This window comes from Paenibacillus sp. AN1007, from assembly GCF_040702995.1.
In the GTDB taxonomy this organism is placed as follows: domain Bacteria; phylum Bacillota; class Bacilli; order Paenibacillales; family Paenibacillaceae; genus Paenibacillus.
On the sequence record NZ_CP159992.1, the window covers coordinates 641,004 to 664,854 of the forward strand.

Annotated in this window: 16 protein-coding genes and 2 tRNA genes; 11 read left to right on the forward strand and 7 right to left on the reverse strand. The window is 46.7% G+C overall.

Annotated features, from left to right (window positions below; translation table 11 throughout):
• Positions 1-49 precede the first annotated feature (49 nt).
• Positions 50-343: a DUF4870 domain-containing protein gene (locus tag ABXS70_RS02890; protein WP_366293735.1), complete on the reverse strand. Its 294-nt coding sequence runs from the start codon at positions 341-343 to the stop codon at positions 50-52.
• Positions 344-608: 265 nt separating this feature from the next.
• Between ABXS70_RS02890 and ABXS70_RS02895 the strand changes: the two genes are divergently transcribed.
• From ABXS70_RS02895 to ABXS70_RS02905, 3 genes are all read left to right on the forward strand, one after another.
• Positions 609-682 (forward strand) — tRNA-Arg (locus tag ABXS70_RS02895).
• 165 nt (positions 683-847) lie between these two features.
• Complete coding sequence (locus ABXS70_RS02900) at positions 848-1,621, forward strand: class I SAM-dependent methyltransferase (protein WP_342552546.1); 774 nt, start codon at positions 848-850, stop codon at positions 1,619-1,621.
• Positions 1,622-2,058: 437 nt separating this feature from the next.
• Complete coding sequence (locus ABXS70_RS02905) at positions 2,059-6,108, forward strand: S8 family serine peptidase (protein WP_366293739.1); 4,050 nt, start codon at positions 2,059-2,061, stop codon at positions 6,106-6,108.
• A gap of 327 nt (positions 6,109-6,435) precedes the next feature.
• Here the strand turns inward: ABXS70_RS02905 and ABXS70_RS02910 are convergent, their stop codons facing one another.
• The 6 genes from ABXS70_RS02910 to ABXS70_RS02935 form a co-directional block, all read right to left on the reverse strand.
• Positions 6,436-6,954 carry a GNAT family protein gene (locus ABXS70_RS02910; protein ID WP_366293741.1) on the reverse strand — a complete coding sequence of 173 codons (519 nt, stop codon included), beginning with the start codon at positions 6,952-6,954 and terminating at the stop codon, positions 6,436-6,438.
• A gap of 364 nt (positions 6,955-7,318) precedes the next feature.
• Positions 7,319-8,557, reverse strand: coding sequence for an MFS transporter (locus tag ABXS70_RS02915; protein ID WP_366293744.1), 1,239 nt, complete (start codon positions 8,555-8,557; stop codon positions 7,319-7,321).
• A gap of 482 nt (positions 8,558-9,039) precedes the next feature.
• Positions 9,040-9,999 carry a hypothetical protein gene (locus ABXS70_RS02920; protein ID WP_342552542.1) on the reverse strand — a complete coding sequence of 320 codons (960 nt, stop codon included), beginning with the start codon at positions 9,997-9,999 and terminating at the stop codon, positions 9,040-9,042.
• The gene (locus ABXS70_RS02925) at positions 9,956-10,549 is read right to left on the reverse strand and encodes an RNA polymerase sigma factor (RefSeq protein WP_342552541.1); all 594 of its coding nucleotides are present in this window, start codon (positions 10,547-10,549) and stop codon (positions 9,956-9,958) included. Before ABXS70_RS02925 ends, ABXS70_RS02920 begins: the two co-directional genes overlap by 44 nt.
• 277 nt (positions 10,550-10,826) lie before the next feature.
• On the reverse strand, positions 10,827-11,684 hold the full coding sequence (locus ABXS70_RS02930; protein ID WP_366293748.1) for a hypothetical protein: 858 nt from the start codon (positions 11,682-11,684) through the stop codon (positions 10,827-10,829).
• A gap of 456 nt (positions 11,685-12,140) precedes the next feature.
• A tRNA-Arg gene (locus ABXS70_RS02935) sits at positions 12,141-12,214 on the reverse strand.
• Between the two features lie 323 nt (positions 12,215-12,537).
• Here ABXS70_RS02935 and ABXS70_RS02940 point away from each other — a divergent pair.
• From ABXS70_RS02940 to yihA, 8 genes are all read left to right on the forward strand, one after another.
• Positions 12,538-13,380, forward strand: a complete 843-nt coding sequence (locus ABXS70_RS02940) for a hypothetical protein (RefSeq protein ID WP_366296521.1) — start codon at positions 12,538-12,540, stop codon at positions 13,378-13,380.
• A gap of 135 nt (positions 13,381-13,515) precedes the next feature.
• Complete coding sequence (tig, locus tag ABXS70_RS02945; RefSeq protein WP_342552539.1) at positions 13,516-14,856, forward strand: trigger factor; 1,341 nt, start codon at positions 13,516-13,518, stop codon at positions 14,854-14,856.
• 383 nt (positions 14,857-15,239) lie between these two features.
• Positions 15,240-15,830, forward strand: coding sequence for an ATP-dependent Clp endopeptidase proteolytic subunit ClpP (gene clpP, locus ABXS70_RS02950; RefSeq protein ID WP_090919143.1), 591 nt, complete (start codon positions 15,240-15,242; stop codon positions 15,828-15,830).
• Between the two features lie 12 nt (positions 15,831-15,842).
• Positions 15,843-17,096, forward strand: a complete 1,254-nt coding sequence (clpX, locus tag ABXS70_RS02955; RefSeq protein WP_342552538.1) for an ATP-dependent protease ATP-binding subunit ClpX — start codon at positions 15,843-15,845, stop codon at positions 17,094-17,096.
• Between the two features lie 121 nt (positions 17,097-17,217).
• Positions 17,218-18,315, forward strand: coding sequence for a flavodoxin-dependent (E)-4-hydroxy-3-methylbut-2-enyl-diphosphate synthase (ispG, locus tag ABXS70_RS02960; protein WP_342552537.1), 1,098 nt, complete (start codon positions 17,218-17,220; stop codon positions 18,313-18,315).
• A 176-nt stretch (positions 18,316-18,491) separates the two neighbouring features.
• Positions 18,492-20,249, forward strand: coding sequence for an ATP-dependent protease LonB (gene lonB, locus ABXS70_RS02965; RefSeq protein WP_366293755.1), 1,758 nt, complete (start codon positions 18,492-18,494; stop codon positions 20,247-20,249).
• An 86-nt stretch (positions 20,250-20,335) separates the two neighbouring features.
• Entirely contained in the window at positions 20,336-22,675 is a 2,340-nt protein-coding gene (gene lon / locus ABXS70_RS02970) for an endopeptidase La (RefSeq protein WP_342552535.1), read from the forward strand.
• A 228-nt stretch (positions 22,676-22,903) separates the two neighbouring features.
• A complete protein-coding gene (gene yihA / locus ABXS70_RS02975) occupies positions 22,904-23,569 on the forward strand; it encodes a ribosome biogenesis GTP-binding protein YihA/YsxC (RefSeq protein WP_366293760.1) in 666 nt (221 codons plus the stop codon).
• Positions 23,570-23,851 lie beyond the last annotated feature (282 nt).

The following is a 23,851-nucleotide window of genomic DNA, read 5'->3' on the forward strand; positions in this document are numbered from 1 at the left end:
CGGGTCTGTTAATCATTCTGCTGTGTTTGATATGTTTGCTTAACGCGGCTTAATAATATTCACGCAGGACTTGAATTCCTTTTACAACATTATATACAAAGCTCAAACCATAGATAACAAAGAACAAAATAACGAACCCTACTGCAGATCCCAGGCTGTGAGATGTCACGAAGAAATAAAACAGGGGGATCGCCGCCAAAAACGGAAAGACATGGGAGAACAAGGCGCGTTTTGCGTGTCCTGCAATGTACTCATCCTGTGCCACGATCCATACAACGATGGGAAACAGGAACGGGGCAAAGAAAATGCTGAAATAAGATAGTGACGATAGAAGTTGTCTCATACGATTCTCTCCTTTAATAAAACTGCAAATGATATGTATGCAACAGATTACCCCGCTAGGGGTTTGTTGAATAAGCATTTTAGGCTCATACGGGTATTATCAATATTACCTCAAAGCAGATAACCTATGCTGCTTCCTGTTTGAATATACATATTATACGGAGTCGGCTGGTTTTTAGGTTCATTATTAATTTTTAATAAAACTATTGAAAAAAATAGAAAAGGGAGTATAATAGAGAACGTTCCGCATTTTATTATACATATTTGTCTCAGTAGCTCAGCAGGATAGAGCAACGGCCTTCTAAGCCGTCGGTCGGGGGTTCGAATCCCTCCTGGGACGTTCAGAAAAAGGCTTCCTTCGGGAAGCTTTTTTTGCGTTCAGGGGATAAAGACTCTCCTCTCTTAATTGCTTTTACCTATAAATGAAATAGATTATATATATTTTATCAATAAGGAAATCTGTGCCACAATGAGGATATCAATATAGGAAGCGACGGTGGAGCAGATGAAATCTATAAATCAGTGGCAGGCCGAGGACTACGACAAGCAGCTGGCTTTTGTATCAGAGTATGGGAAAAATCTGATCTCTTGGCTTCGCCCCAGAGAAGGGGAATCCATTCTTGATCTCGGCTGTGGAACTGGAGATTTAACGTATGAAATTGCTCTTTCAGGGGCGGCGGTAACGGGCATGGACGCCTCATCAGACATGATCGAACATGCCAGAAAAAAGTTCCCGAGTATTGAATTTTGGGAAGCTGACGGTCAGCAATTCACAACAGAGAAGCTGTTCGACGCTGTTTTTTCCAATGCAGCACTGCACTGGATGCGTAATTCCCGTAACGTTGTAGATTGTGTATGGCATGCATTGAAACCGGGAGGGCGGTTTGTGGCTGAATTCGGAGGCCGAGGTAATGTGGAGGTCATTGTAAATGCTATCGAGGAAGTACTAAAGCGGCACACGGGGATCAACGCCTCGGAACGCAATCCATGGTATTTTCCGACGATCGGACAATACAGCAGCATCTTGGAAGAAAGAGGTTTTGTAGTTCGGCAGGCCTATCTTTATGACCGTCCTACCAAACTAGCAGATGGTGAACAAGGAGTTATAGGCTGGCTGACTCATTTTGGAGATGACTACTTCGAGGGATATGGCTCCGAGCAGGTGGAGGAATGGTGTCAGGAGATCAGCCGGATCGTGGTTCCGAAGCTTTGGAGAAATGATGGAATCTATGCAGATTACAAGCGCCTTCGCATTGAAGCATTTAAGCCGGAGGTCTAACAGGAAAACAACTAAAATTCATTGTTAAATGAGTTTCTGCTTTTAAAATGCAGTGTCACAGCTCTGCTTTACGTCTGAAAAAGGAGTATGGAATCAATCGTTCAATCACATGAAAACTCATGCAGTTCACCTATAAACCATGCCTTTCTTCAGTACAGAGGAGCATGGTTTTTTTATTTTGCTTCCCGTATTTTAAATTTTAATATTCAAACGACAAAATTATACAAACGGGACTATATATCCTTCTTAAGAACCATATAAGTGATTTTTATATCATAATGTAAGTATTTAGAAGGAAAAAGTGATATTTTGGTAGAATAATTTACCAGGGGTCAAACATTTTGCGGATTGGTGGTGAATTGGTCGAACGTATTGCAGTGCTTCCTGCATTGGATCCCATTTGGTGAGGCGTTTACACGAAGAAGGAGGGCATAGCCTTGAATAAACGATTGATATCTATGTTAATGAGTGTCCTTATGGTTTTTTCCCTTATCCCGCCTGCGGCTGGAGCCGCTTCTGCGGATTCTGCAATTCAACTGGAGAACACACTAAACAGCACTACAGCAAAACAATGGAGAGACGTGCTTGCCGGACGGGAAGCTCGAATTGCTGCAGATCCGTTTCTGGATAAAAGTCTGGAGGGACTTGGCGGAGAGAACACACGAGTCATCGTTGAACTATCCACTAAACCTGTTGCTGTAGCACAAGGCGAATCAACCCTCTCAGGAAGATCATTCACCTCCTCTATGGAAACAAATGCTGTAACTCAAGTTGAGGAGCAACAACAGTCATTTGTACATAGCCTCACTCAGAAAAAAATCAAACACGAAGTGCTGGACAATTATGCATATGCCCTTAACGGTGTAGCCCTTGAAGTAAAGGGGAACCAATTGGGACAATTGCTTCAAATACCAGGCGTAGTCAGTGTCTACCCTGACCTTGAAGTGACGCTGGCACCAGACCAAGATGAAGTTAATCCGCATATGAAAGATACAGCGCCTTTTATCGGAGCTCCTGAAGTATGGGATCTCGGCTATAAAGGCAAAGGCGTTAAGGTAGGCGTCATTGATACCGGAATTGACTATACTCATCCCAATCTGCGCGATGCTTACAAAGGCGGATGGGACTTTGTAGGAAATGATAATGATCCGTATGAAGCAACTTATCAGGAATGGAAAGCCTCAGGCCAGCCTGAATTTGACGAGGATGGGCGCCCTTATTATACATCTCACGGTACACACGTTTCTGGTACGGTGGCTGCTCGTGAAGCAGGAGACTATGGTATCGTTGGTATCGCTCCCGAAGCAGATATTTATGCTTACCGTGTTCTAGGTCCATACGGCAGTGGACAGACGTCATGGGTACTCGGCGGAATTGACCGTTCCGTAGCGGATGGCATGGATGTTATCAACTTGTCACTTGGTGCCGCAAACAATGATCCAAGCTATGTCACTTCGGTTGCATTGAACAATGCGATGCTGTCTGGTGTTACTGCGGTTGTATCCAGTGGTAACAGTGGGCCTAACCGTTATACTCTTGGTTCACCGGGCGCATCTGCCATGGCGATTACTGTAGGTAACTCCACAGGTCCCAGCCAGGCGATTACGGCAAACACCCATTTCTGGATTGGTGAAGAGAGTCAGGAATCAGCGCCTGAACAACAACCTGCTCCAGATCAAGAGCAGACTCCTGAACTGGGAAATGCTCCTGAAACGCAGGAACCTGGTTCTACACCGGAAGCTTCGCCTGAAGGCGGTGTGGAGGCGGAAGGCAGTGCACCTGAATCGGAAGAGGCAGCGCCTGCACAGAATAGCGGAATTACTGCTGATGCAGCATCGTCCAATGAGCCGCATCAGGCTGATCAGCCTGATGTGGACCAAGAGAAAGCTTCAGACGCAATAACGGATAATGGGACAACAGGTGAAATTCCTGCTCCAGCGACAGAAGGAACCGATGCGGCTTCACCATCCGATCCGGAAGAGGAAGCCGCTGCACCTGAGGAAACAGCAGAAACGGAGCAGTCGCCTCTGGCTGTTACCGAGTCGGTATATCGTCTGGATGTCATGGGCTGGAGTCTTGCAGCCGATCCTGAATCTGTCCTGACAGACCGATATGGCGTTGAGTTCGCAGGTTTGGGTAAACCTGCTGATTTCGAAGGTAAAGATCTTACAGGCAAAATCGCGTTAATTCAACGCGGGGAACTCGCTTTTGTCGAGAAAATTGCAAATGCCAAAGCAGCCGGCGCTGTGGCGGTTATCGTATATAACAATGTCCCGGGTCCGATTGGCGTTAGTCTCGGAGACAGCTTTGACTTTATTCCGACACTGAGCATGTCGAAGGAAGACGGCGAAGCAATCAAGGCTGAACTGGATGCAGGTCAGTCTGTGGAAGTGAACTTTAGTGATTTTGAACGCAGTCAGACACCTGGGGATGAGATGAGTTCCTCCAGTTCTCGCGGACCTGCGAAGGTGACGCTGGATATTAAACCGGATGTTGTTGCACCGGGTTCCAACATTCTGTCGACGGTTCCTGCTTATGGCAAAGATGAACCAGAAGCTGATTATGCACAGGCATATGACCGGAAAAGTGGCACAAGTATGGCTGCGCCGCACGTCGCGGGACTTGCTGCTCTGCTGCTTGAAAAGCACCCGGAATGGACACCTTTTGATGTCAAAGCGGCTCTGATGAATAATGCCAAAATCATGGATACGGCCAAATATGATGTGTTTGATCAGGGTGCAGGCCGCATTCAGGCGGTCAAATCAATTGATCCAGCAGCTTTTGTTAAAGTCATGGACGTGACCCAGTATACCGAGAGTGGTTCGGTAGTTGAGAAAGAAAACATTACGGGAAGCATCAACTACGGCAATTTCATGAGTACAGATGAAAAAACAGTAACCAAAACGATCAAGGTGCAGGCCTTGAACGGAAGCGGTGGTGAGTACACGGTAAGCGTGAATCCAACGCGTACAGTGCCTGGCGTATCTGTTGCAGTTGATAAAGCTTCATTTGCCTTGAATGGAGAAGAAGAACTGGCAGTAACGGTAACCGTTCCTCGTGGTGTAACAGCGCAAACCGAGGCACAAGGTTACATTGAAATTACGAATGGGACAAATATATTTACCGTGCCGTATGTGGCGCACTTTAATGTGACATCTAATGGAGTAAAATACATTGAAACGGTGAAAGGGAACGAGAAAAATCCTTTCCACTATCCGTTGAAAGCGGACGGTTCGCTGGACACCTTGAACGTTGCAATGGAATTTCATAATCCTATGACGTTTGCATTAATTGAAATTTATGACGGCTTTGATCCTCAGGGCGGACATTATAACGATGGTTACATCGGCTCAATCTTTGGCAATTATTATACCTTTAACGCAAATACAAGATACAATCTGGCTTGGGATGGTCAGTATTCCGACTACGCGACGGAAGAAGTCACCGAAATTCCGGACGGCTTGTATACCGTGGACATTACAACCATCGGTACGGATGGCAAAACGTATAAGGAAGATACTTCACCTTTTCTGGTGAAAAAGACAGCTCCGGCAGTGACTGCTCCACAATCACTGGAGTTTAAAGCGGAAGATGCCGTTGAAATTAACGGTACGGTGGATGATCTGTATTTCCGTGCTGCCCCTGCGCTGGCCAAAGGTTGGAGCATCCAGTTTGATCCGGCAGCTGCGCTGGAAGCATCCTATGCAGTGAAAAAAGAAGATGGCTCGACGTTAAAAGAAGGTACGTTGGATGTCCAGGCCGATGGCAGCTTCCAATATTCATTAGAGAATCTGGAAGGCGGCAAGTACACGGTGGAGACGACGGTGAAAGATGAGCAGGGTCTTGCAGGTACGAGCAGCACAGCCATTACGGTGGAGTCCACAGAAACTGAGCCTGAATCACCGGCTGTGAGAGCGCCTGGTACTCCTATGTTGTCTCACAATAACGGTTTTGTTAACGGACTGTTGGGCGGCAGCTATACGGTGTCCATGAACATGTGGTGGGGCGAGAATGCGACCAGCTACAAGTTGTACGAGGATGGTGTATTGGTTGATTCGCAAAAGCTGACCTATAATGCGCCTTGGGCACAGTTTGCTCAAACAAAAATTACAGGCAAAACCAATGGTACTTACACTTATGTTGCCGAGCTGGCTAATGATAAGGGAGTAACGCGCAGTCAGACGCTGACTGTACGGGTTACCGATGCACTGCCTGGTAAGGGTGTGCTCTCTCATGATAATTGGGATGTGGACGGCAGCTACAAGGTCATGATGAACTTGTGGTGGGGAACCAATGCAGCCGAGTATCGTCTCTATGAGAATGATGAGTTGATTGATACACAGTCACTTAAAGCATCAACACCGCTGCCGCAGTTCGCTGTAACTGCAGTGAAAGGCAAAGCTTCCGGCACATATACGTACCGGGCGGAGCTGGTTAACGATGCTGGCGTGACAACGACCAATACGATTAAGGTGAAGGTGAAATAAACGGAATACTAACGTAAACGGGTAAAGCCAAGTTATGAACAGTACGGAATAAGCTTTATTCCTAGCGTATGGTTCGGGAAAAGCAGCGCTTCATCCTTGTCCGGCATAAGCCGATGATCGGGACGAAGTTGGATATGAGAAACGGCCTCCTTCCTGTGAAATTACAGGGGAGGCCGTTTCTATTGTTTGCTCCGGGGAAGAATGGATTTCCGGTTTCCTGAATGAAGAAGTGATTTTTATCAAGTCATTGAAAAAAATAGAATCTATCCTTACATACGATGGTTATTTAATTTAGTGTGATTTATTTTTAGACACGCCCTATGTCGATTATTTTTTAATCCATTTATAGTTCATGAACTTTAATAGTTGTCCATTCATTTCAAATTCATGGTCACTAGTTTCTATATGCTCGAACCCATTCTTCTCTAAAACTTTTTGAGATGCTGTATTGTTATTGGTTGTTTTTGCATGGATTTCTTTTATATCTGAATCGACGATTGTCTGGAGTAATAAATGTAATGCTCTTGCAGCAATGCCCTTTCCGGTGCAGGCTTGTGCCAGTCTATAGCCAAGAGATCCTGTTCTATTTTTATTGGAATAATGAATATCCACTACATTTATCCTTCCAATAATAGAATGGTGTTCATCCTTTATGAGATAAAAAAGGGAGAGTCCTTGATCTTGTTCATCAAGAAGATGTTTATTTTTCACCTTAAAAACTTCGGGCTTGTAATAATCATCTCCCCGGGAGGGTACAAATTTCTCGAAAAAAGGTCTGTTTTCAACCTCAAATGTGTATAAGTTTTCGAAATCTTTCTCTTCTAACTTCTCAATTACGATGTCCATGAATCTTCCTCCAATCTACTTCAGCTCTAAATACTATAAATCTGTTTATGTAAAATCTAGACCGATGCGAGCTTTACACAGCCATTGTAACATTCTAATTTCTTGGGCAGTGCACTTACAGAATAAAAAGAATAGTTTTGATTTAAATGAGTATTTAGGTCGTGGTACTAGCAGTGTGAAAAAAGCTTGATTCCAAGCACATGGTTTGGAAAAAGTAGTACCTCGCCCCTGTCCGGCATAAGCCGATGATCGGGACGAAAGCTGGATATGAGAAACGGCCTCCTTCCTGTGAAAATACAGGGGAGACCGTTTCCGTTGTTTGCTTCCAGGGAAGGATGGATATCCGATCCCTGAAGGGATTATTTTAAAGCGAAGAGACTGTTCTGTTTTTGCTTGCCTGAATCCCTGTCATGAGCAGTCCTACTGCAAGCAGAACCTGGATGAGCAGGGGCAGCGTCCAGCCCTTAGTCCAGTCGTGCAGTAAACCGAAGAGTAGAGGTCCACCTGCCGCGAGCATATAACCGAAGGATTGAGCCATTCCCGATAGACTTGCGGCCTCTCGCGCATGACTCGTTCGAAGAACGAAAAACATGGTGACCAGACCAAAGGAAGCCCCGGCACCAATCCCGGCCAAAGTGACTCCAATCGTTACAAGCACAGGTATGCCGCTGAACAATAAAGCATATCCGATAATGAGACACATACATGTTATTGTAGTCAGCAGGCGTTGATCCTGCGTTCTTCCGGCCAGAATTGGCACAATGAAGGTGGCGGGGACGCTAACCAGCTGCATCAGAGACAGCATCCATCCAGCCGAGGCTGCACTGAAACCTTGGTCTGCGAGAATTTCCGGGAGCCAAGTGATGGTAGTATAGAATATTAACGACTGTAAGCCCATGAACAGGGTCACGAACCAAGCAAGTGAAGATGTACGCAGACGTGCAGGCTTACTTTCATTTTGGGAAGTCACATAAAGCATTTGTTTGCGCCCTCTTCCTGCTTGAGGGAGCCATAACAGGACACCCAGTATGGAAAAAACGGCCCACATCCCTAATGAAGCTCGCCAGCCTAGTGATGAGGCTTCTGCCACGGGTACACTAATGCCTGACGAGATCGAGGCAAACATATTCATGGAAACCGAGTACAGTCCGGTGACAATGCCGACACGCAGCGGGAAGTCACGTTTGATTAAACTCGGCAGCAGTACGTTACTTAGAGCAATGCCGCATCCCAGAATAGCCGTTCCTGCATATAAAGCCAGAATAGAGGGCAGCAGGCGCAGGGTAATTCCGCCAGTAACGATGATTACAGCCAGCAGGAGAGCGGTCTCCAGTCCAAAACGTTTAGCAAGACGCGGGGCAAAAGGAGAGATCGCTGCAAAGGCGATCAAAGGCAGTGAGGTCAACAGCCCCGCCATCGTGTGTCCAATCCCGGTATCGGAGCGGATTAATTCAACCACAGGCCCTGCAGCCGTGATGGGGGACCTCATGGTAGCGGCAATAACAATAATTCCTGCGAGCAGCAGTCCGATTTTTCCCGAAGCCTGTTGTAACGGTTGTTCGGCCTCGGTATGGACGGAATGCTGTTGTGTTGATGATGACATAGTTATTCTCCTGTTTCTAGAGGGTTAGATGATGATTAGTCATTTTTATTTTTTGGTAATTTATTGAGACGTCTTAACAGTAAGATTACATAAACGCGACCAGTGATGTGCGTGGTGGACAAAAATGATCTTTCGAATAGAGAAGTCAACGCAAGGGTTTCAAGTTTCAGGGCTTAGTTTCCTCATTGTTCTATGCTAATATGTAGTTTAACTTGAATGGTCGAATTCGGACAGTCTTTATCGGATGCTCCACTTTTTATTTTGTGAAATCGAACCTTGTTGGATAATAGATCCGTCTAACTTAGGATTCAAGCAGCTGCATCCAGCAAGGGGGTATCCTGTACTTTATATGTATTAATAAGTGTTTTCTATGATACATCAATTGAATTTCCATGAATATAAGACAGACCCGCACAGCTGGTATGATCCAGTAGTGCGGGCCTGTTTTCAGCTTGTTATCAGGCTTCGGACTCGGCAGCAGCTTATTCCAAAAAGCTCTTGGCAATCTCAATCAGCTCTGCCTTAGTGATCTTTTTAGTGGCCTCTATATAGTAATTAATATGATACTCGCTATTTGGGATATCATAAATGAATTGAATGGATCTGTTGCTGCTGCGATTATTTGCTTCCTTGTACAGTGCATCCACACCTGATATTTTCATTTCTTCCTTGGGATCTACGTGGTTCTCATTAAAGTAGATTGTTAACTTCTCCTTGCTCTTCCTTGGCTGTATGACGATCTGACCGTCTGCACTCTTGTAGCTGATATACATGTTCCAGTTGTCCTTGACGGTCTCAAGGAGTGCCATGGCATACCCAACATCGGATTCCAATGCTTGCCGCTTGAGTTCCTCTGTCAGTGAGGTTTCAGCTTCGGCTGTCAGCGGCTTTGGGGTGTGATAGCTCAGACTAGCGCGATCAAAGGAATACACCTGCCTGCTTGTACGGATGCTGTTCGTGAGCTTTATCTCCTGATTCTTTAACTCCTCTGTCAAAGCACGTGCATCTTTGAAGCCTAGTCCTGGACCAGTGACTAGGTTCAACGTTTGGTGAGGATTGTTCGCGGCAATGTATAGAGCCGCAGACTCGCCGGGCTTCAGCAGCTTGTAGCTGAGTTTAGCAGCCTCACGATTACGCAATTCTTCTTGAGGGTTCTTCTTCTCCAGAATGGATGGCTCGAAGATCTTTTCCTCATAAACGGTCCCACCCTTGCTGTTGGTCAGTGAGTAGAGATGCACCGCGGCGAAGCCTGTAGAAATACTGAGCAGCATGCAGGCTGCTATAATCACACTAACCCTGTATTTCAGGTAGGGTCGATCGAGGCCTTGCCGCTTGGGCAGTTCACCTTGCAGCTGTTTCATTACAGGCCCGGACAAGTCTGCATGGGGCGGCTCAGCCTTATGGAATAGTTCTCGAAGATCCTGATTGCTGTTTGGCTTCATTGCGGCCAGCTCCTTTCACTGGATAATAGTGCTTGCGGAATTTGCCTACCGTTCGTTCATACTTCTTACGCAGATAAGCGCTGTTTCGCTGGAGAATCGTACTGATCTCCTCATAGGTCTTGTCCTCCACACATCGCAAAATGAGCAGGCTGCGCTCCTCCGTCGACAGTCTCTTCATGGCTTGAAGCACCTGCTCATCAAAATAAATGTCCTCAATTCGCTGGTCTATCGGGCTATAATCCCTGGTGGCATGATATAGAAAAGGCAGGTACTTGACAAGCCGGCGCTTGCGCAGCGCGTCAATACACTGATTGTATGCAATGGTATACAGCCAGGCCTCGAACGATTTCTCCGGGTCATACCTTTTCAAATGCCTGAAGGCCTTGAGGAAGACCTCCTGTCCGCAGTCCTCGGCCTCGGCATAGTTGTTTAGCATATGATAACAGTAGAGAAAGATCGGTCTCTGATACTTATGCATGACTCTCTCGAACTTTGTAGTATCTCCACTCAGGATATCGCTTATGATCTGGCGAAGATCTATGTCTTCCAAGTCCCCACCCCTTTTTAAAGTGTTTTATGAAGGAGACACCTTGTATTGTGACAGTTTACCGTTTTTTTTTGCTTAAGAAGGCACACGATGCATCCCTCCCGGTTCATTTCAACCCAACGTATCTAATACAGGGGAGATACACTGTGTGCCTGAATCTGCTTAGGAACATGAATGCATCATATTGGTTACGGATTAACCGCTGCTATCTGGACGCAGCGATCTGAAAGCTATATCCCAAGCGCCGCGGCGGCTTAAAGGCTGCCTTGCACTCCGCGTCCTATTTCAAATACGATTCGGCCAGCTTGATCAGCTCCTGCTTGCTCAACTTGCTGCCGATGTCTTCAATATGGTACCAAATATGAAATTCGCTGTTAGGGATGCTGCACACAAATGTAATACCTTGGCCTGAGGACTTGAAATCCTGATTTTCGGATTCGCTGTAAGACGAATAGACCATTTCTGTTCTTCCCGACTTGATCAGCTCATACGTGACCCCGGTTTGTACGGATGGAGTATGGAGCGTGATTTTCTCATCAGATTTTATAGCCTGAACCAGCAGCTCGCTGCTTCCATTTTTATATGTGCTGAAAAGGTTCCAGTGCTTGCCGATCAGTTTAAGCTTTTGCATGGCATATCCTTTGCCAGACTGAGCTGCCTGCTGCTCAAGTTGATCGGTCATCTTGGCTCGCTCGGGATCCGACAGGACCGGATGATAGGTCACGCTGGCGCTGTCAAATTTATATTTTTGCTGGATGGTATCCAAAATTTTAACCGATTGTCCTTTTAGCTGCTCACGCAGCTTGGCTGCTTTCTTGAAGCTCATCGATGTTCGCTCAATATTGGTCTTGCGCTCTGGATTATCTTCAGCAATGTAAAACAGGGCGGCTTCCCCTTTCTTCAGCAGCTCATTAGCTAAGCTATGGCTTTTTGAGGAGCGAAGCAGATCTTCGCGGGAGTGGTCCGACTTATGAGAGCCCTCGTAAGGCTTCTGCTCATAGATAACCTCCCCCTTGTTGTTAGTTAACTTAAAGACTTGATTGCTAATGGTATCATCGGCAAAGGCTGTGGCCGGAATGAGCAGCAGAGCTGCTGTCAAAGCAATTAGACTTTTTTTGTACTTCTTGTTCTTTTTCATGTAGAATCTCTCCTTTGAACTACTGTATTTATAAGGTATTACGTTTTAGGTGTTCCAGAATGTGACATTTCATTGATTTTTATTTATGAGCCAATAGGATGAAGGAGAGAGGCAGGAGGGCAGATGAAGTCGGAATGTGAGAGATGGTAGTACTGAGAGCATTGCAGAGCGGCTGAACAGTTCCAGTGATCTGTCAGGTATGCTCAATACAGTGATGGAGAGCAGCGAGAGCTGACAGGGCGGCGACAAGGTGGTGTTTCTGCAGTTAGAGGAGACCAGAGTATAACGGGTGTTTAATGATCGGAATCTTCTGCCAGGACTCATATTTTGGACAGATTAGAGTTGACCGTCGAGGCTGAGAGGCATATGTTAACGAGTAGATGCCCAGGCGAACCACCCGGGGTTCTCATCCCCAGAACGCAAAAAAAGCTTCCCGAAGGAAGCTTTTCTTCTGAACGTCCCAGGAGGGATTCGAACCCCCGACCGACGGCTTAGAAGGCCGTTGCTCTATCCTGCTGAGCTACTGAGACATGAAATTTTTCAAGCAAAAATGATTTTATCATAAATAAAAATAAATATCAAATGTTTATTTTTTGTTCCATTTTCGTATATGATATTTGGCGGCTGTAACGTTTTTTTCTTTCTAATAAAGGTTATGTTAGAATATCAGAAGAACTTACAAAATAGATCGATATTTGTTGATATATATCTATTCATGGTCAATTCCAACTAGAGATGCAGGAACAGAGGAGGTGCTCCTATCAAGGAATCCACGACCCCGGAAACCGCGCATAACAACAAAATTGTGCTGTTTCCAAAAACGCTGGACTATTATCAGATACAGCTGACGGTTATGCTTGAAAACGAACGTTATGGTGAAGCCATGGACCTGCTTCGTTTTTTGCTGCAGTGTCAGGGGCAGGATGAACGTCACTACGATGAGTGGAGGGCGCTGCTTGAATGGCTGCAGGCAGCATTTCCTCAGCATGAAGAGATGGACCTGCCGGTGATTCGTCAAGAAGAGGAAGAGGATGTCAGCGAGGAAGAGATGGCCCGGCAGCACGCCAAGTTGAAGCTTGCGCAGGACGACGGTTACGCTGATAAGCTGCTCCGTACAGTTATGGAAGGGCCGCTGTCCGAGCAGACGATGCTGGCACTTGAACAGCTGGCATTTCTGGACGTTTCGAAGGTTGATGAGCAGCTGATTCAATGGCTTCAAACGAAGACGCTTCATCCGCTTTTACAATTCAGAGTGCTGCAGACGTTGCGGCGCCGAGGAGTGCAGGATATCATTCGCTTCACGAGAGGCGACGAAGATGTAGAGGTTGATATCACTGGCGTCCCGCTTAAGCCGGAAGAATTTCCACTTCAGATTGTTCAGATTCTGGAACGGGTAGCAGACCAGACGGAGGTTCATGAACCTACGCTCTTTTATTTTGCCCAGGAACTGTGGATACAATATGTAATGGCGGTCTATGGAACAAGGGATTACGAGTCTATGCTGGAACAAAATGACGCTGCTGCAGACATATGGGCTGCTGCGCTGCATATGACGGTGGCAGACAGTCTTGGTGGTTCACATGATGAAGAAAATACGCGCTCAATGTACGCTGTGACTGGTGCAATGAGGTTTCGTCTGGAGCAGGCTTATCGTTCGATGAAACAGTTTGTTTCGGCTGGTTTGGACGGTCATTAAAGGGCGGAAACGTTTACCTTAAACCGTATCAAGGGATTCCTCTTGAAAAAGAATGTAAACTTGTTTATACTAAAATGGTTATTTTGTACGTGATCGCCTACGTGAACATGTGAATTTTGGAGGGGAAAGTATACAATGAAAGCAACTTGGGAAAAGATAGAGAAGAACCTTGGGGTTCTTGAGGTTGAAGTCGGTGCAGAGCGCGTAACGGAAGCACTCGACAAAGCTTTTAATAAAGTAGTGAAACAAGCAAACGTACCTGGATTCCGTAAAGGTAAAGTACCACGTCCAATCTTCGAAGCTCGTTTCGGAGTAGAGAGCCTTTATCAAGAAGCAATCGACATTTTGCTTCCTGAAGCTTACACAGAAGCGATTGATCAAACGGATATCTTCCCGGTTGATCGTCCTGATGTAGACATCGAGCAATTCGGTAAAGGACAATCTTTCAAATTCAAAGCGAAAGTAACCGTGAAACCAGAAGTTACCCTGGGTGACTACAAAGGAATCGAAGTTGCTGTAGCTAAAAGTGAAGTAACTGAAGCAGAAGTAGCAGAAGAGCTGGAGCGTCTGCAGCAGCGTCATGCTGAACTGGTTGTTGTTGACGAAGGTTCCGCAGCGAACGGCGATGTTGCTGTAATCGACTTTGACGGTTCTGTTGATGGCGTACCTTTCGAAGGTGGCAAAGCAGAGCGTTACTCCCTGGAACTGGGTTCCAACACATTCATTCCTGGCTTTGAAGAGCAGGTTGTGGGATTGTCCACTGGTGACTTCAAAGACGTAGAAGTAACTTTCCCTGAGAGCTACCATGCAGCTGAACTGGCTGGCAAACAAGCGGTATTCAAAGTGAAAGTACATGAAATTAAACGCAAACAGCTTCCAGAACTGGATGATGAGTTTGCTAAAGATGTTAGCGAGTTTGATACTCTGGAAGAGTACAAAGCTGACCTCAAAACACAACTGGAATCCCGTAAAGCAGATGAGTTCAAAGCTGCACAGGAAAATGCAGTTGTAGAAAAAGTAGCTGAAAACGCTGAAGTAGATATCCCTGCTTCAATGGTTGACAGCGAAGTACAAAACATGATGCGCGATTTCGACAACCGTCTTCGCAACCAAGGCATGAACCTTGAAATGTTCCTGAGCTTCTCCGGCCAGACGCAAGCTGACCTGAGAGCACAAATGCAGGATGATGCTTCCAAACGTGTCCGCAACAACCTGGTGCTTGAAGCGGTAGGCAAAGCGGAAAACATCGAAGTGTCTGACGAAGAAGTGAACCAAGAACTCGAGAAGATGGCTGAATCTTACAAGCGTCCTGCTGAAGAGATCCGCGGCATTCTCGAAGGTAACGGTTCCCTGGACAGCCTTCGTGATGAAGTGAAATTGCGCAAAACAATCGATGTTCTCGTTGAGAACAGTAAAGTTGTTGAGCCGGTTGAAGCTCCAGCTGAAGAAGCTGCTGCAGAAGCTGACGAAAAATAAGACAAGCTGTTTAACTTAACAGCTGCATACATGATAAGGCACGTGAGTTACTGCGTGCCTTATTTTTAAATTATGACATCCATTTTATAGAAAAATGAGTAATGATATGGATGGTTGTTTATTTTTCTGCTGGGTGCCCGTTTTCGGTTTATTCCATACCTTTGCGCGCGGCTGTAAATAAAAAAAGCCAATACGGCATAGGATGGTTGTAATTTGCACATACATAGAAAACATGGTTAAATATGATCAGGCTAAATCGTAAACATCCCTAGGATGACATGATTCCTGAAAAATGACATTGTCACAGGAACATGTTAAAATGATTTTGGGTTTGCTTTACAGTCAGCCTATGTCTAATTACATGTAGAAAAGAGGTTGGTCTCATGAGTCTGGTGCCAATGGTTGTTGAACAAACCAATCGAGGCGAGCGTTCTTACGATATATATTCACGTTTGCTGAAAGATCGCATTATTTTTCTGACCAGTGCGATTGATGACGATGTAGCCAATCTTGTCATAGCTCAGCTTTTGTTTTTGGCAGCCGACGATCCTGAGAAGGATATCAGCTTGTATATTAATTCACCTGGTGGTTCTGTTACTGCAGGGATGGGTATATACGATACGATGCAGTTTATCAAGCCAGATGTATCGACCATTTGCGTAGGCATGGCAGCGAGCATGGGCTCTCTATTGCTGACCGCAGGCGCTCCTGGCAAAAGATATGCGCTTACGAACAGTGAAGTCATGATTCATCAGCCGCTTGGCGGCGTACAGGGACAGGCTGCGGACATTAAAATCCACGCAGAATGGATCATTAAAACTCGTCAGAAACTGAATCAAATATATGTTGATCGTACAGGTCAGCCCCTTGATAAAATTGAGCGGGATACAGACCGTGACTTTTTCATGAGTGCAGAAGAAGCAAAAACGTACGGCATTATTGACCAGGTGCTCAGCAGACCGATCAATTCCTAAAGGGGTGGTTTCATGTTTAAATTTAACGATGAGAAAGGGCAGCTGAAATGCTCTTTTTGCGGTAAATCTCAGGAGCAGGTTCGCAAGCTGGTCGCTGGACCAGGCGTATACATCTGTGATGAATGTATTGAACTTTGCACCGAAATCGTGGAGGAAGAGCTCGGTCATGATGAAGAGCTGGATCTGAAAGATATTCCAAAGCCAAAAGAAATTCGCGATATTCTCGATCAGTATGTTATTGGTCAGGAACAAGCGAAAAAATCTTTGTCTGTTGCGGTGTACAACCACTACAAACGCATCAATACACAAAGCAAGATTGAAGATGTAGAGCTGTCCAAAAGTAACATTTTGCTGTTAGGACCTACCGGTTCCGGTAAAACGCTGCTTGCCCAAACGATGGCCAAAATCCTGAATGTTCCTTTTGCGATTGCGGATGCAACTTCATTAACAGAAGCCGGATACGTGGGTGAGGATGTAGAGAACATTCTGCTCAAGCTGATCCAGGCTGCAGACTATGATGTTGAAAAAGCAGAACGCGGCATTATCTATATTGATGAAATTGATAAAGTGGCACGTAAATCGGAGAATCCGTCCATTACGCGTGACGTATCCGGCGAAGGGGTTCAGCAAGCCTTGCTGAAGATCCTCGAAGGTACAGTTGCTTCTGTACCGCCGCAAGGTGGTCGTAAGCATCCACATCAAGAGTTCATTCAGATTGATACAACCAACATCCTGTTCATTTGCGGTGGTGCCTTTGATGGTCTCGAACAGATGATTAAACGCCGGATCGGTAAAAAAGTCATTGGCTTTAATGCCGCTACGGAGCAAAAAGATTTGAAACCAGGTGAGTACCTGGGTATGGTACTGCCAGAAGACCTGCTGAAATTCGGTTTGATTCCGGAATTCGTAGGCCGTCTGCCTGTGATCTCGACTTTGGAGCCGCTTGATGAAGATACATTAGTGCGGATTCTGTCTGAACCGAAAAACGCACTGACGAAGCAGTACCAGAAACTGCTTGAACTGGACAATGTTAATCTGGTGTTTGAACCGGGTGCATTGCTGGCGATTGCCAAAGAAGCAATCAAGCGTAACACGGGTGCACGTGGCTTGCGTGCAATCATTGAAGGCATCATGCTGGAAATCATGTACGAAGTGCCTTCACGTGAAGACGTGACGAGCTGTGTCATTACAGAAGAAGTCGTTGAGAAAAAAGTTGTGCCTGAACTTGGCCAATCAAAGGACGATAAGCAGGAAGAGAGTGCCTAAAGCACATTTTCTTCAGCTGAGCTCTGAAATATAGACTTGTCAGTTCTCCACTTGGGCAGAAGGCTTTTATAAGGTCTTTTGTCAGGGTGGAGCTTTGACGTTGTGGGGAGAGAAATCACTCATGTATTTAAGACAGGATACCCGTCCCGTAAAAGTAGGGAACTTGACCATTGGCGGTAGTAACGAAGTTATTATTCAGAGTATGTGTACAACCAAAACAGCAGACGTGGAGGCGACGGTTGCGGAGATTTTGCGACTGGAAGAAGCCGGATGCCAAGTGGTGCGTGTAACGGTGAATAATGAAGAAGCTGCGGCCGCCATTAAGGAAATCAAGAAGCGGATTCATATCCCGCTGGTTGCAGATATTCATTTTAACTACAAGCTGGCTTTGCTTGCCATTGAGAATGGTATTGATAAAGTTCGGATCAATCCGGGCAATATCGGTAAACGAGCCAAAGTAGAAGAGGTTGTTAAAGCTTGTAAGGACAAAGGTATTCCGATTCGGATTGGAGTAAACGCGGGTTCACTGGAGAATCATTTACTCGAAAAGTATGGTTATCCTACTGCAGATGCTATGGTTGAAAGTGCATTGTACCACATTGGTATTCTGGAAGAACTTGATTTCCACGATATCATCGTGTCACTTAAGGCCTCTGATGTACCTATGGCGATCGAAGCGTATACCAAAGCAGCGCAGATCATTCCATATCCGCTTCATCTCGGGATTACGGAAGCAGGTACATTGTTCTCGGGCACGATTAAAAGTTCCGCGGGCATGGGCGCTTTGCTCTCCATGGGCATTGGTTCAACAATGCGGATCTCGCTGAGTGCCGATCCGGTAGAAGAGATTAAAGTGGCGCGTGATCTGCTCAAAACGTTTGGTTTGATTTCCAATGCTGCGACACTAATTTCTTGTCCAACATGTGGACGTCTGGATATTGATCTCTTTTCCATCGCTAACGAAGTGGAAGAATACATCTCGAAGCTGAAGGTGCCGATTAAGGTATCCGTGCTTGGCTGTGCGGTAAATGGTCCAGGTGAAGCGAAAGAAGCGGATATCGGTATTGCCGGTGCCCGCGGAGAAGGTCTTTTATTCCGCCATGGGAAGATGATTCGTAAAGTGCCGGAAGAGATCATGGTAGATGAATTGAAAAAAGAGATCGACAAAATCGTCGAAGCGTATGAAGAGACTGGTGTAATCCCTGGACGCTCGCACTAATAACGATTGAATTCTTTATGAAGGCCCGCCATACTGGCGGGCTTTTTGCGTACACTCGAATAATTCTCCGTTACAATTTCGGCTTCTTCCGTTTACGTCTCGTTGAAAAGGCTATACTACCAAGTATTAGCATGATCACAGTTGAGAAGAAGTACAGAACAGGAGGAGTTTGGAATATGGGTGACCTTGGCATGGTATTCATGTTGATACAGTTATTTTTTGGCGTGGTAGTCGGGTTATATTTTTGGAACCTGCTTCGGGGCCAGAAAACGAACCGTACTGCCGTTGAGCGTGAATCGAAGAAAGAGTTGGAGAAGCTTCGCAAATTGCGCTCCATCTCGCTGACCAAACCGCTTGCGGAGAAGACGCGACCGGCTACCATCCATGACATTGTCGGGCAAAAAGATGGGCTGCGTGCGCTCAAGGCAGCATTATGCAGTGCCAATCCGCAGCATGTAATTATATATGGTCCGCCTGGAGTGGGAAAAACAGCTGCTGCAAGGGTCGTGCTGGAAGAGGCGAAGAAAAATCCGTCCTCGCCGTTCAAAGCGGATGCCAAATTTACAGAACTGGATGCGACAACGGCTCGTTTTGATGAACGGGGCATTGCTGATCCGCTGATTGGTTCTGTTCATGATCCGATCTATCAGGGAGCAGGAGCCATGGGTGTAGCAGGCATTCCTCAACCCAAACCGGGTGCGGTGACCAAAGCGCATGGCGGCATGCTTTTTATTGATGAAATTGGAGAATTACATTCCATTCAGATGAATAAGCTGCTCAAAGTACTGGAGGATCGCAAGGTCTTTTTGGAAAGTGCGTACTATAACTCGGAAGATACGCATACTCCTGCTTATATCCATGATATTTTCCAGAATGGGCTTCCGGCAGACTTTCGGCTGGTTGGAGCGACGACACGTTCCCCGCATGAGCTTCCTCCTGCGCTGCGTTCACGATGTATGGAGGTCTATTTCCGTCCCCTGCTGCCTGAGGAGATTGGCAGAATTGCGGAAGATGCCGTACAGAAAATCGGATTTAGTCCCTGCCCGGATGCGGTTGATGTGGTCAAACGATATGCAACCAATGGACGTGAAGCGGTCAATATCATTCAGCTGGCTGCGGGTCTCGCACTGACTGAAAAGCGGGAGACACTTCAGGCTTCCGATGTCGAGTGGGTCGCAGGGAGCAGTCAGATCCAGCCAAGGCCGGATCGCAAGGTTCCTTCACAGCCGCAGGTCGGGTTTGTCAATGGGCTTGCTGTTTACGGACCGAACATGGGTACCATTCTGGAGATTGAGGTGTCAGCGGTTCCTGCGCCGAAAGACCAGGGCCGCATCAACATCACAGGTGTTGTGGATGAGGAAGAGATTGGAGGCGGTTCCCGTACACTCCGGCGGAAAAGCATGGCTAAAGGCTCGGTTGAAAATGTGTTAACCGTATTAAAAGCGATGGGCATCCGCACGAGTGATTACGATTTACATGTGAATTTCCCGGGGGGGACGCCAATCGATGGTCCCTCGGCAGGGATTGCCATGGCGACAGCAATTACTTCAGCCATTCAGGGACGCCCTGTAGACCACGAGATCGCAATGACGGGCGAGATTAGTATTCACGGCCGTGTGAAGCCGATTGGCGGCGTGCTGGCGAAGGTAGAGGCGGCTTTCCAAGCTGGTGCGAAGACGGTCATTATACCGGCAGAGAACTGGCAGTCCATTTTTGACAATTTGGATGGTTTGCAGGTGATTCCCGTAGATACCGTTCAGGACGTGTTTCGTGAAGTATTTGGTTGGGAGCCTGGAGCGCATCAGGTGGAACAGCAGGTAGCGGCCGAAGAGACGACTGCGCAGAAACCGGAGATTTTCCCTCCAGCATCCGCCTCTTATTTGCGGGCAGAGCCACCTCGTCCGGGGCAGGTTACAGATTCGGGAAGCTGCTGAGCGCTTCCCTTCATTGGTTTTTTATGTGAACATTTGATAGAATAATGGATGACTACAACCTGAGAGCCATTGGAGGTGCGAAAGCGATGGGACCGAGCAAATCGAAAGGTCGTCGTTTTCCTTTACTGCCTTTAAGAGGACTTCTCGTCTACCCGAGTATGGTGCTGCATCTCGATGTGGGCCGGGAGAAATCGGTCAAGGCTTTAGAAAAAGCGATGGTAGAAGAACATTTGATTCTCCTATGTTCCCAAGCCGAGGTCAATATTGAGGAACCTACACGAGAGGATATTTTCCGAATTGGAACCGTAGCCAAGGTGAGACAGATGCTGAAGCTGCCGAATGGAACCATTCGAGTGCTTGTGGAGGGCTTGGAACGGGCTGAAATTATTGAATATACGGACAACGAGGATTATTACGAGGTGCTGGCACAAGAGCTGCCTGAGGAAGAGAATAATCATCCCGAGACGGATGCCCTCATGCGTACCGTTCTGAACCAGTTTGAGAACTATATTAATCTGTCCAAAAAGGTAACCCCCGAGACACTAGCTGCTGTGTCCGACATTGAGGAGCCAGGACGCCTCGCGGATGTCATTACAAGCCATCTGTCCTTGAAGATCAAGGACAAACAGGAAATTCTGGAGACCATCGATGTGCGGGAACGTCTGGAGAAGCTGCTGGACATCCTGAATAACGAGCGCGAAGTGCTTGAGCTTGAACGCAAGATCAGCCAGCGTGTGAAGAAACAGATGGAGAAAACCCAGAAGGAATATTATTTGCGTGAACAGATGAAGGCGATCCAGAAGGAACTTGGTGAAAAAGAGGGCCGTGCAGGCGAAGTGGAAGAACTTCGCAATCAGATGGATAGTCTTGGCCTGCCGGACAAGGTAAAAGAGAAAGTCGAGAAGGAAATCGATCGACTGGAAAAGATGCCGGCAAGCTCTGCCGAGGGCGGTGTCATCCGCAACTATGTGGATTGGCTGCTTGCTTTGCCTTGGACCCAGCTGACCGAGGATGACCTGGATATCCAGAAGGCTGAAGATGTGCTTAATGCAGATCACTACGGACTGGAGAAACCGAAAGAGCGTGTGCTGGAGTATTTGGCCGTGCAGAAGCTCGTCAAAAAGCTTAAAGGTCCAATCCTCTGTCTGGTTGGCCCGCCAGGAGTAGGTAAAACCTCTCTTGCTCGTTCGATCGCCAGATCGCTTGGGCGGGAGTTTGTTCGTATCTCTCTGGGCGGCGTGCGGGATGAAGCCGAAATTCGCGGACACCGCCGTACTTATGTAGGTGCGATGCCGGGCCGAATTATCCAGGGTATGAAAACAGCAGGGTCACTCAATCCTGTATTCTTGCTGGATGAGATCGACAAGATGGCTTCTGACTTCCGCGGAGATCCTTCGGCAGCACTGCTGGAGGTACTTGATCCGGAGCAGAACAATACGTTTAGCGATCACTTTGTGGAGCTGCCATTTGACTTATCCAACGTTATGTTTATTACAACGGCCAACACCGTGCACAATATTCCGCGTCCCCTGCTGGACCGGATGGAAATGCTGAATATTCCGGGTTATACCGAACTGGAGAAGCTGCAGATATCCAAAAACTATTTGCTGCCGAAACAGAAGAAGGACCACGGCTTGGAAGAAGATCAGCTTGAGGTTCCGGATGACAGTCTGCTGAAAGTCATTCGTGAATACACACGCGAATCCGGTGTGCGGAATCTGGAGCAGCAGATGGCATCGCTGTGCCGGAAAGCGGCCAAAAATATCGTGTCCGGGGCAGAAGGCCAAATTGTGATCCTGCCGGACGATGTCAAAGATTATCTTGGTCCAGGTAAATTCCGCTATGGCATGGCTGAACTGGAAGATCAGATTGGTACCGTAACGGGGCTGGCATGGACTGAAGTGGGTGGAGACACACTCGTTATTGAAGTGACCGTGGTACCGGGAACAGGCAAGCTGACCCTCACGGGTAAACTGGGAGACGTCATGAAAGAATCAGCTCAGGCGGCCTTCAGCTATACCCGTTCCAAAGCAGCGCAGCTCGGTATCGCCTCGGATTTTCACGAGAAAAACGACATTCACATCCACGTACCGGAAGGTGCCATTCCGAAAGACGGCCCATCTGCCGGTATTACAATGGCAACGGCCTTGATCTCAGCGCTGACGAATAAACATGTGTCCAAGGACATTGCCATGACAGGCGAAATTACGCTGCGCGGACGGGTACTGCCTATCGGTGGCTTGAAAGAGAAGTCACTTGCAGCCCACCGTGCCGGATACAAAAAAATATTACTGCCCAAGGATAACGAACGGGATCTGCGTGACATTCCGGACAGCATCAAGGAAGATGTGGAATTTGTACCCGTAGCTCATATGGATCAGGTGCTGCAGCATGCGCTTGTTGAACAGGCGGGCATTCCTCTGTAATTCGTATCCACAGGCATCTTTGAAGAACAGACCGTTCTGCGGAGGCTTCGGCATCCGTTGGAGCGGTCTTTTTTGTGATGAATATACGTTTTTTGGAGAGAAAAGCCGATTTTTTGGGTACAAGAGGTGTTTTTTTGGTATGATAGAAAGAATGATGGCATAATACGAGATGAATATGTAGAAATGTTACACTCGCATCACAGGAGTTCAAGAGAGGAAAGATGCAATTTGAAAGTGAATCAATCTGAATTTATTATTAGTGCCGTTCGGCCTGAACAATATCCAGATGACGGTCTGCCGGAGATTGCCCTGGCCGGGCGCTCCAACGTGGGCAAGTCATCCCTGATCAATCGAATGATTAATCGTAAAAATCTGGCGCGCACGAGTGCCACTCCTGGTAAAACCCAGCAGCTGAACTATTATAAGATCAATCAAGATTTGTATTTCGTCGACTTTCCGGGTTATGGATACGCCAAGGTATCCAAAGAGCAGCGCTTTGCCTGGGGGAAAATGATGGAGAAATACCTGCTGCAGCGTGATGAATTAAAACTGGTCATGCAGATGGTGGACATGAGACATGAGCCATCCAAGGATGATAAAATGATGAACGAATGGCTGCGCCATCACGGGCTGCCGCTGGTTGTCGTGGCTACGAAGATGGACAAAATCCCCAAGACACGCAGAGCCAAACACATTAAAGTGATCAAGGAAGCGTTGGGGCTTCGCTCAGGCGACCTGTTCGTTCCTTTTTCATCCGAGGAAGGTCTGGGGAAGGAAGAACTGTGGGATATCATTACCCGCCATGCCCGCATAGACAAGTACGCACCAGTTGATGAGGATATCGATAACGAGACTGAAGAAGCTGTTTTAACACCAGAAGATACCAACCTCTAATATGTAACGTTTGAAAATACATCATGTGCCCGCACCTTAGATAGTCATGGAATATTTCCATGGCTATTTGTTATAAAACGTCTTGAAATCGCGTGCAGAGCACTTCGTCACATTGAATATCATCATTTGTCCCATTTTACGCATAACGGTGAACATTGGTGAGACACTACAATAAATGACAATGCATATGATATCATCATGTTGATTTCATAAACATTTCATAAAAATGGGCGAGTGATGGACTTGATGTGTGATATAATTAACTATGTCAATCTGAACTGG

Coding starts and splice junctions, on each gene's coding strand:
- tig (WP_342552539.1), top strand. CDS start 13,516: ATGAAAGCAACTTGGGAAAAGATAGAGAAGAACCTTGGGGTTCTTGAG.
- clpP (WP_090919143.1), top strand. CDS start 15,240: ATGAGTCTGGTGCCAATGGTTGTTGAACAAACCAATCGAGGCGAGCGT.
- ABXS70_RS02930 (WP_366293748.1), bottom strand. CDS start 11,684: ATGAAAAAGAACAAGAAGTACAAAAAAAGTCTAATTGCTTTGACAGCA.
- ispG (WP_342552537.1), top strand. CDS start 17,218: ATGTATTTAAGACAGGATACCCGTCCCGTAAAAGTAGGGAACTTGACC.
- ABXS70_RS02890 (WP_366293735.1), bottom strand. CDS start 343: ATGAGACAACTTCTATCGTCACTATCTTATTTCAGCATTTTCTTTGCC.
- lon (WP_342552535.1), top strand. CDS start 20,336: ATGGGACCGAGCAAATCGAAAGGTCGTCGTTTTCCTTTACTGCCTTTA.
- ABXS70_RS02940 (WP_366296521.1), top strand. CDS start 12,538: ATGCTTGAAAACGAACGTTATGGTGAAGCCATGGACCTGCTTCGTTTT.
- ABXS70_RS02910 (WP_366293741.1), bottom strand. CDS start 6,954: ATGGACATCGTAATTGAGAAGTTAGAAGAGAAAGATTTCGAAAACTTA.
- clpX (WP_342552538.1), top strand. CDS start 15,843: ATGTTTAAATTTAACGATGAGAAAGGGCAGCTGAAATGCTCTTTTTGC.
- lonB (WP_366293755.1), top strand. CDS start 18,492: ATGGGTGACCTTGGCATGGTATTCATGTTGATACAGTTATTTTTTGGC.
- ABXS70_RS02920 (WP_342552542.1), bottom strand. CDS start 9,999: ATGAAGCCAAACAGCAATCAGGATCTTCGAGAACTATTCCATAAGGCT.
- ABXS70_RS02915 (WP_366293744.1), bottom strand. CDS start 8,557: ATGTCATCATCAACACAACAGCATTCCGTCCATACCGAGGCCGAACAA.
- ABXS70_RS02900 (WP_342552546.1), top strand. CDS start 848: ATGAAATCTATAAATCAGTGGCAGGCCGAGGACTACGACAAGCAGCTG.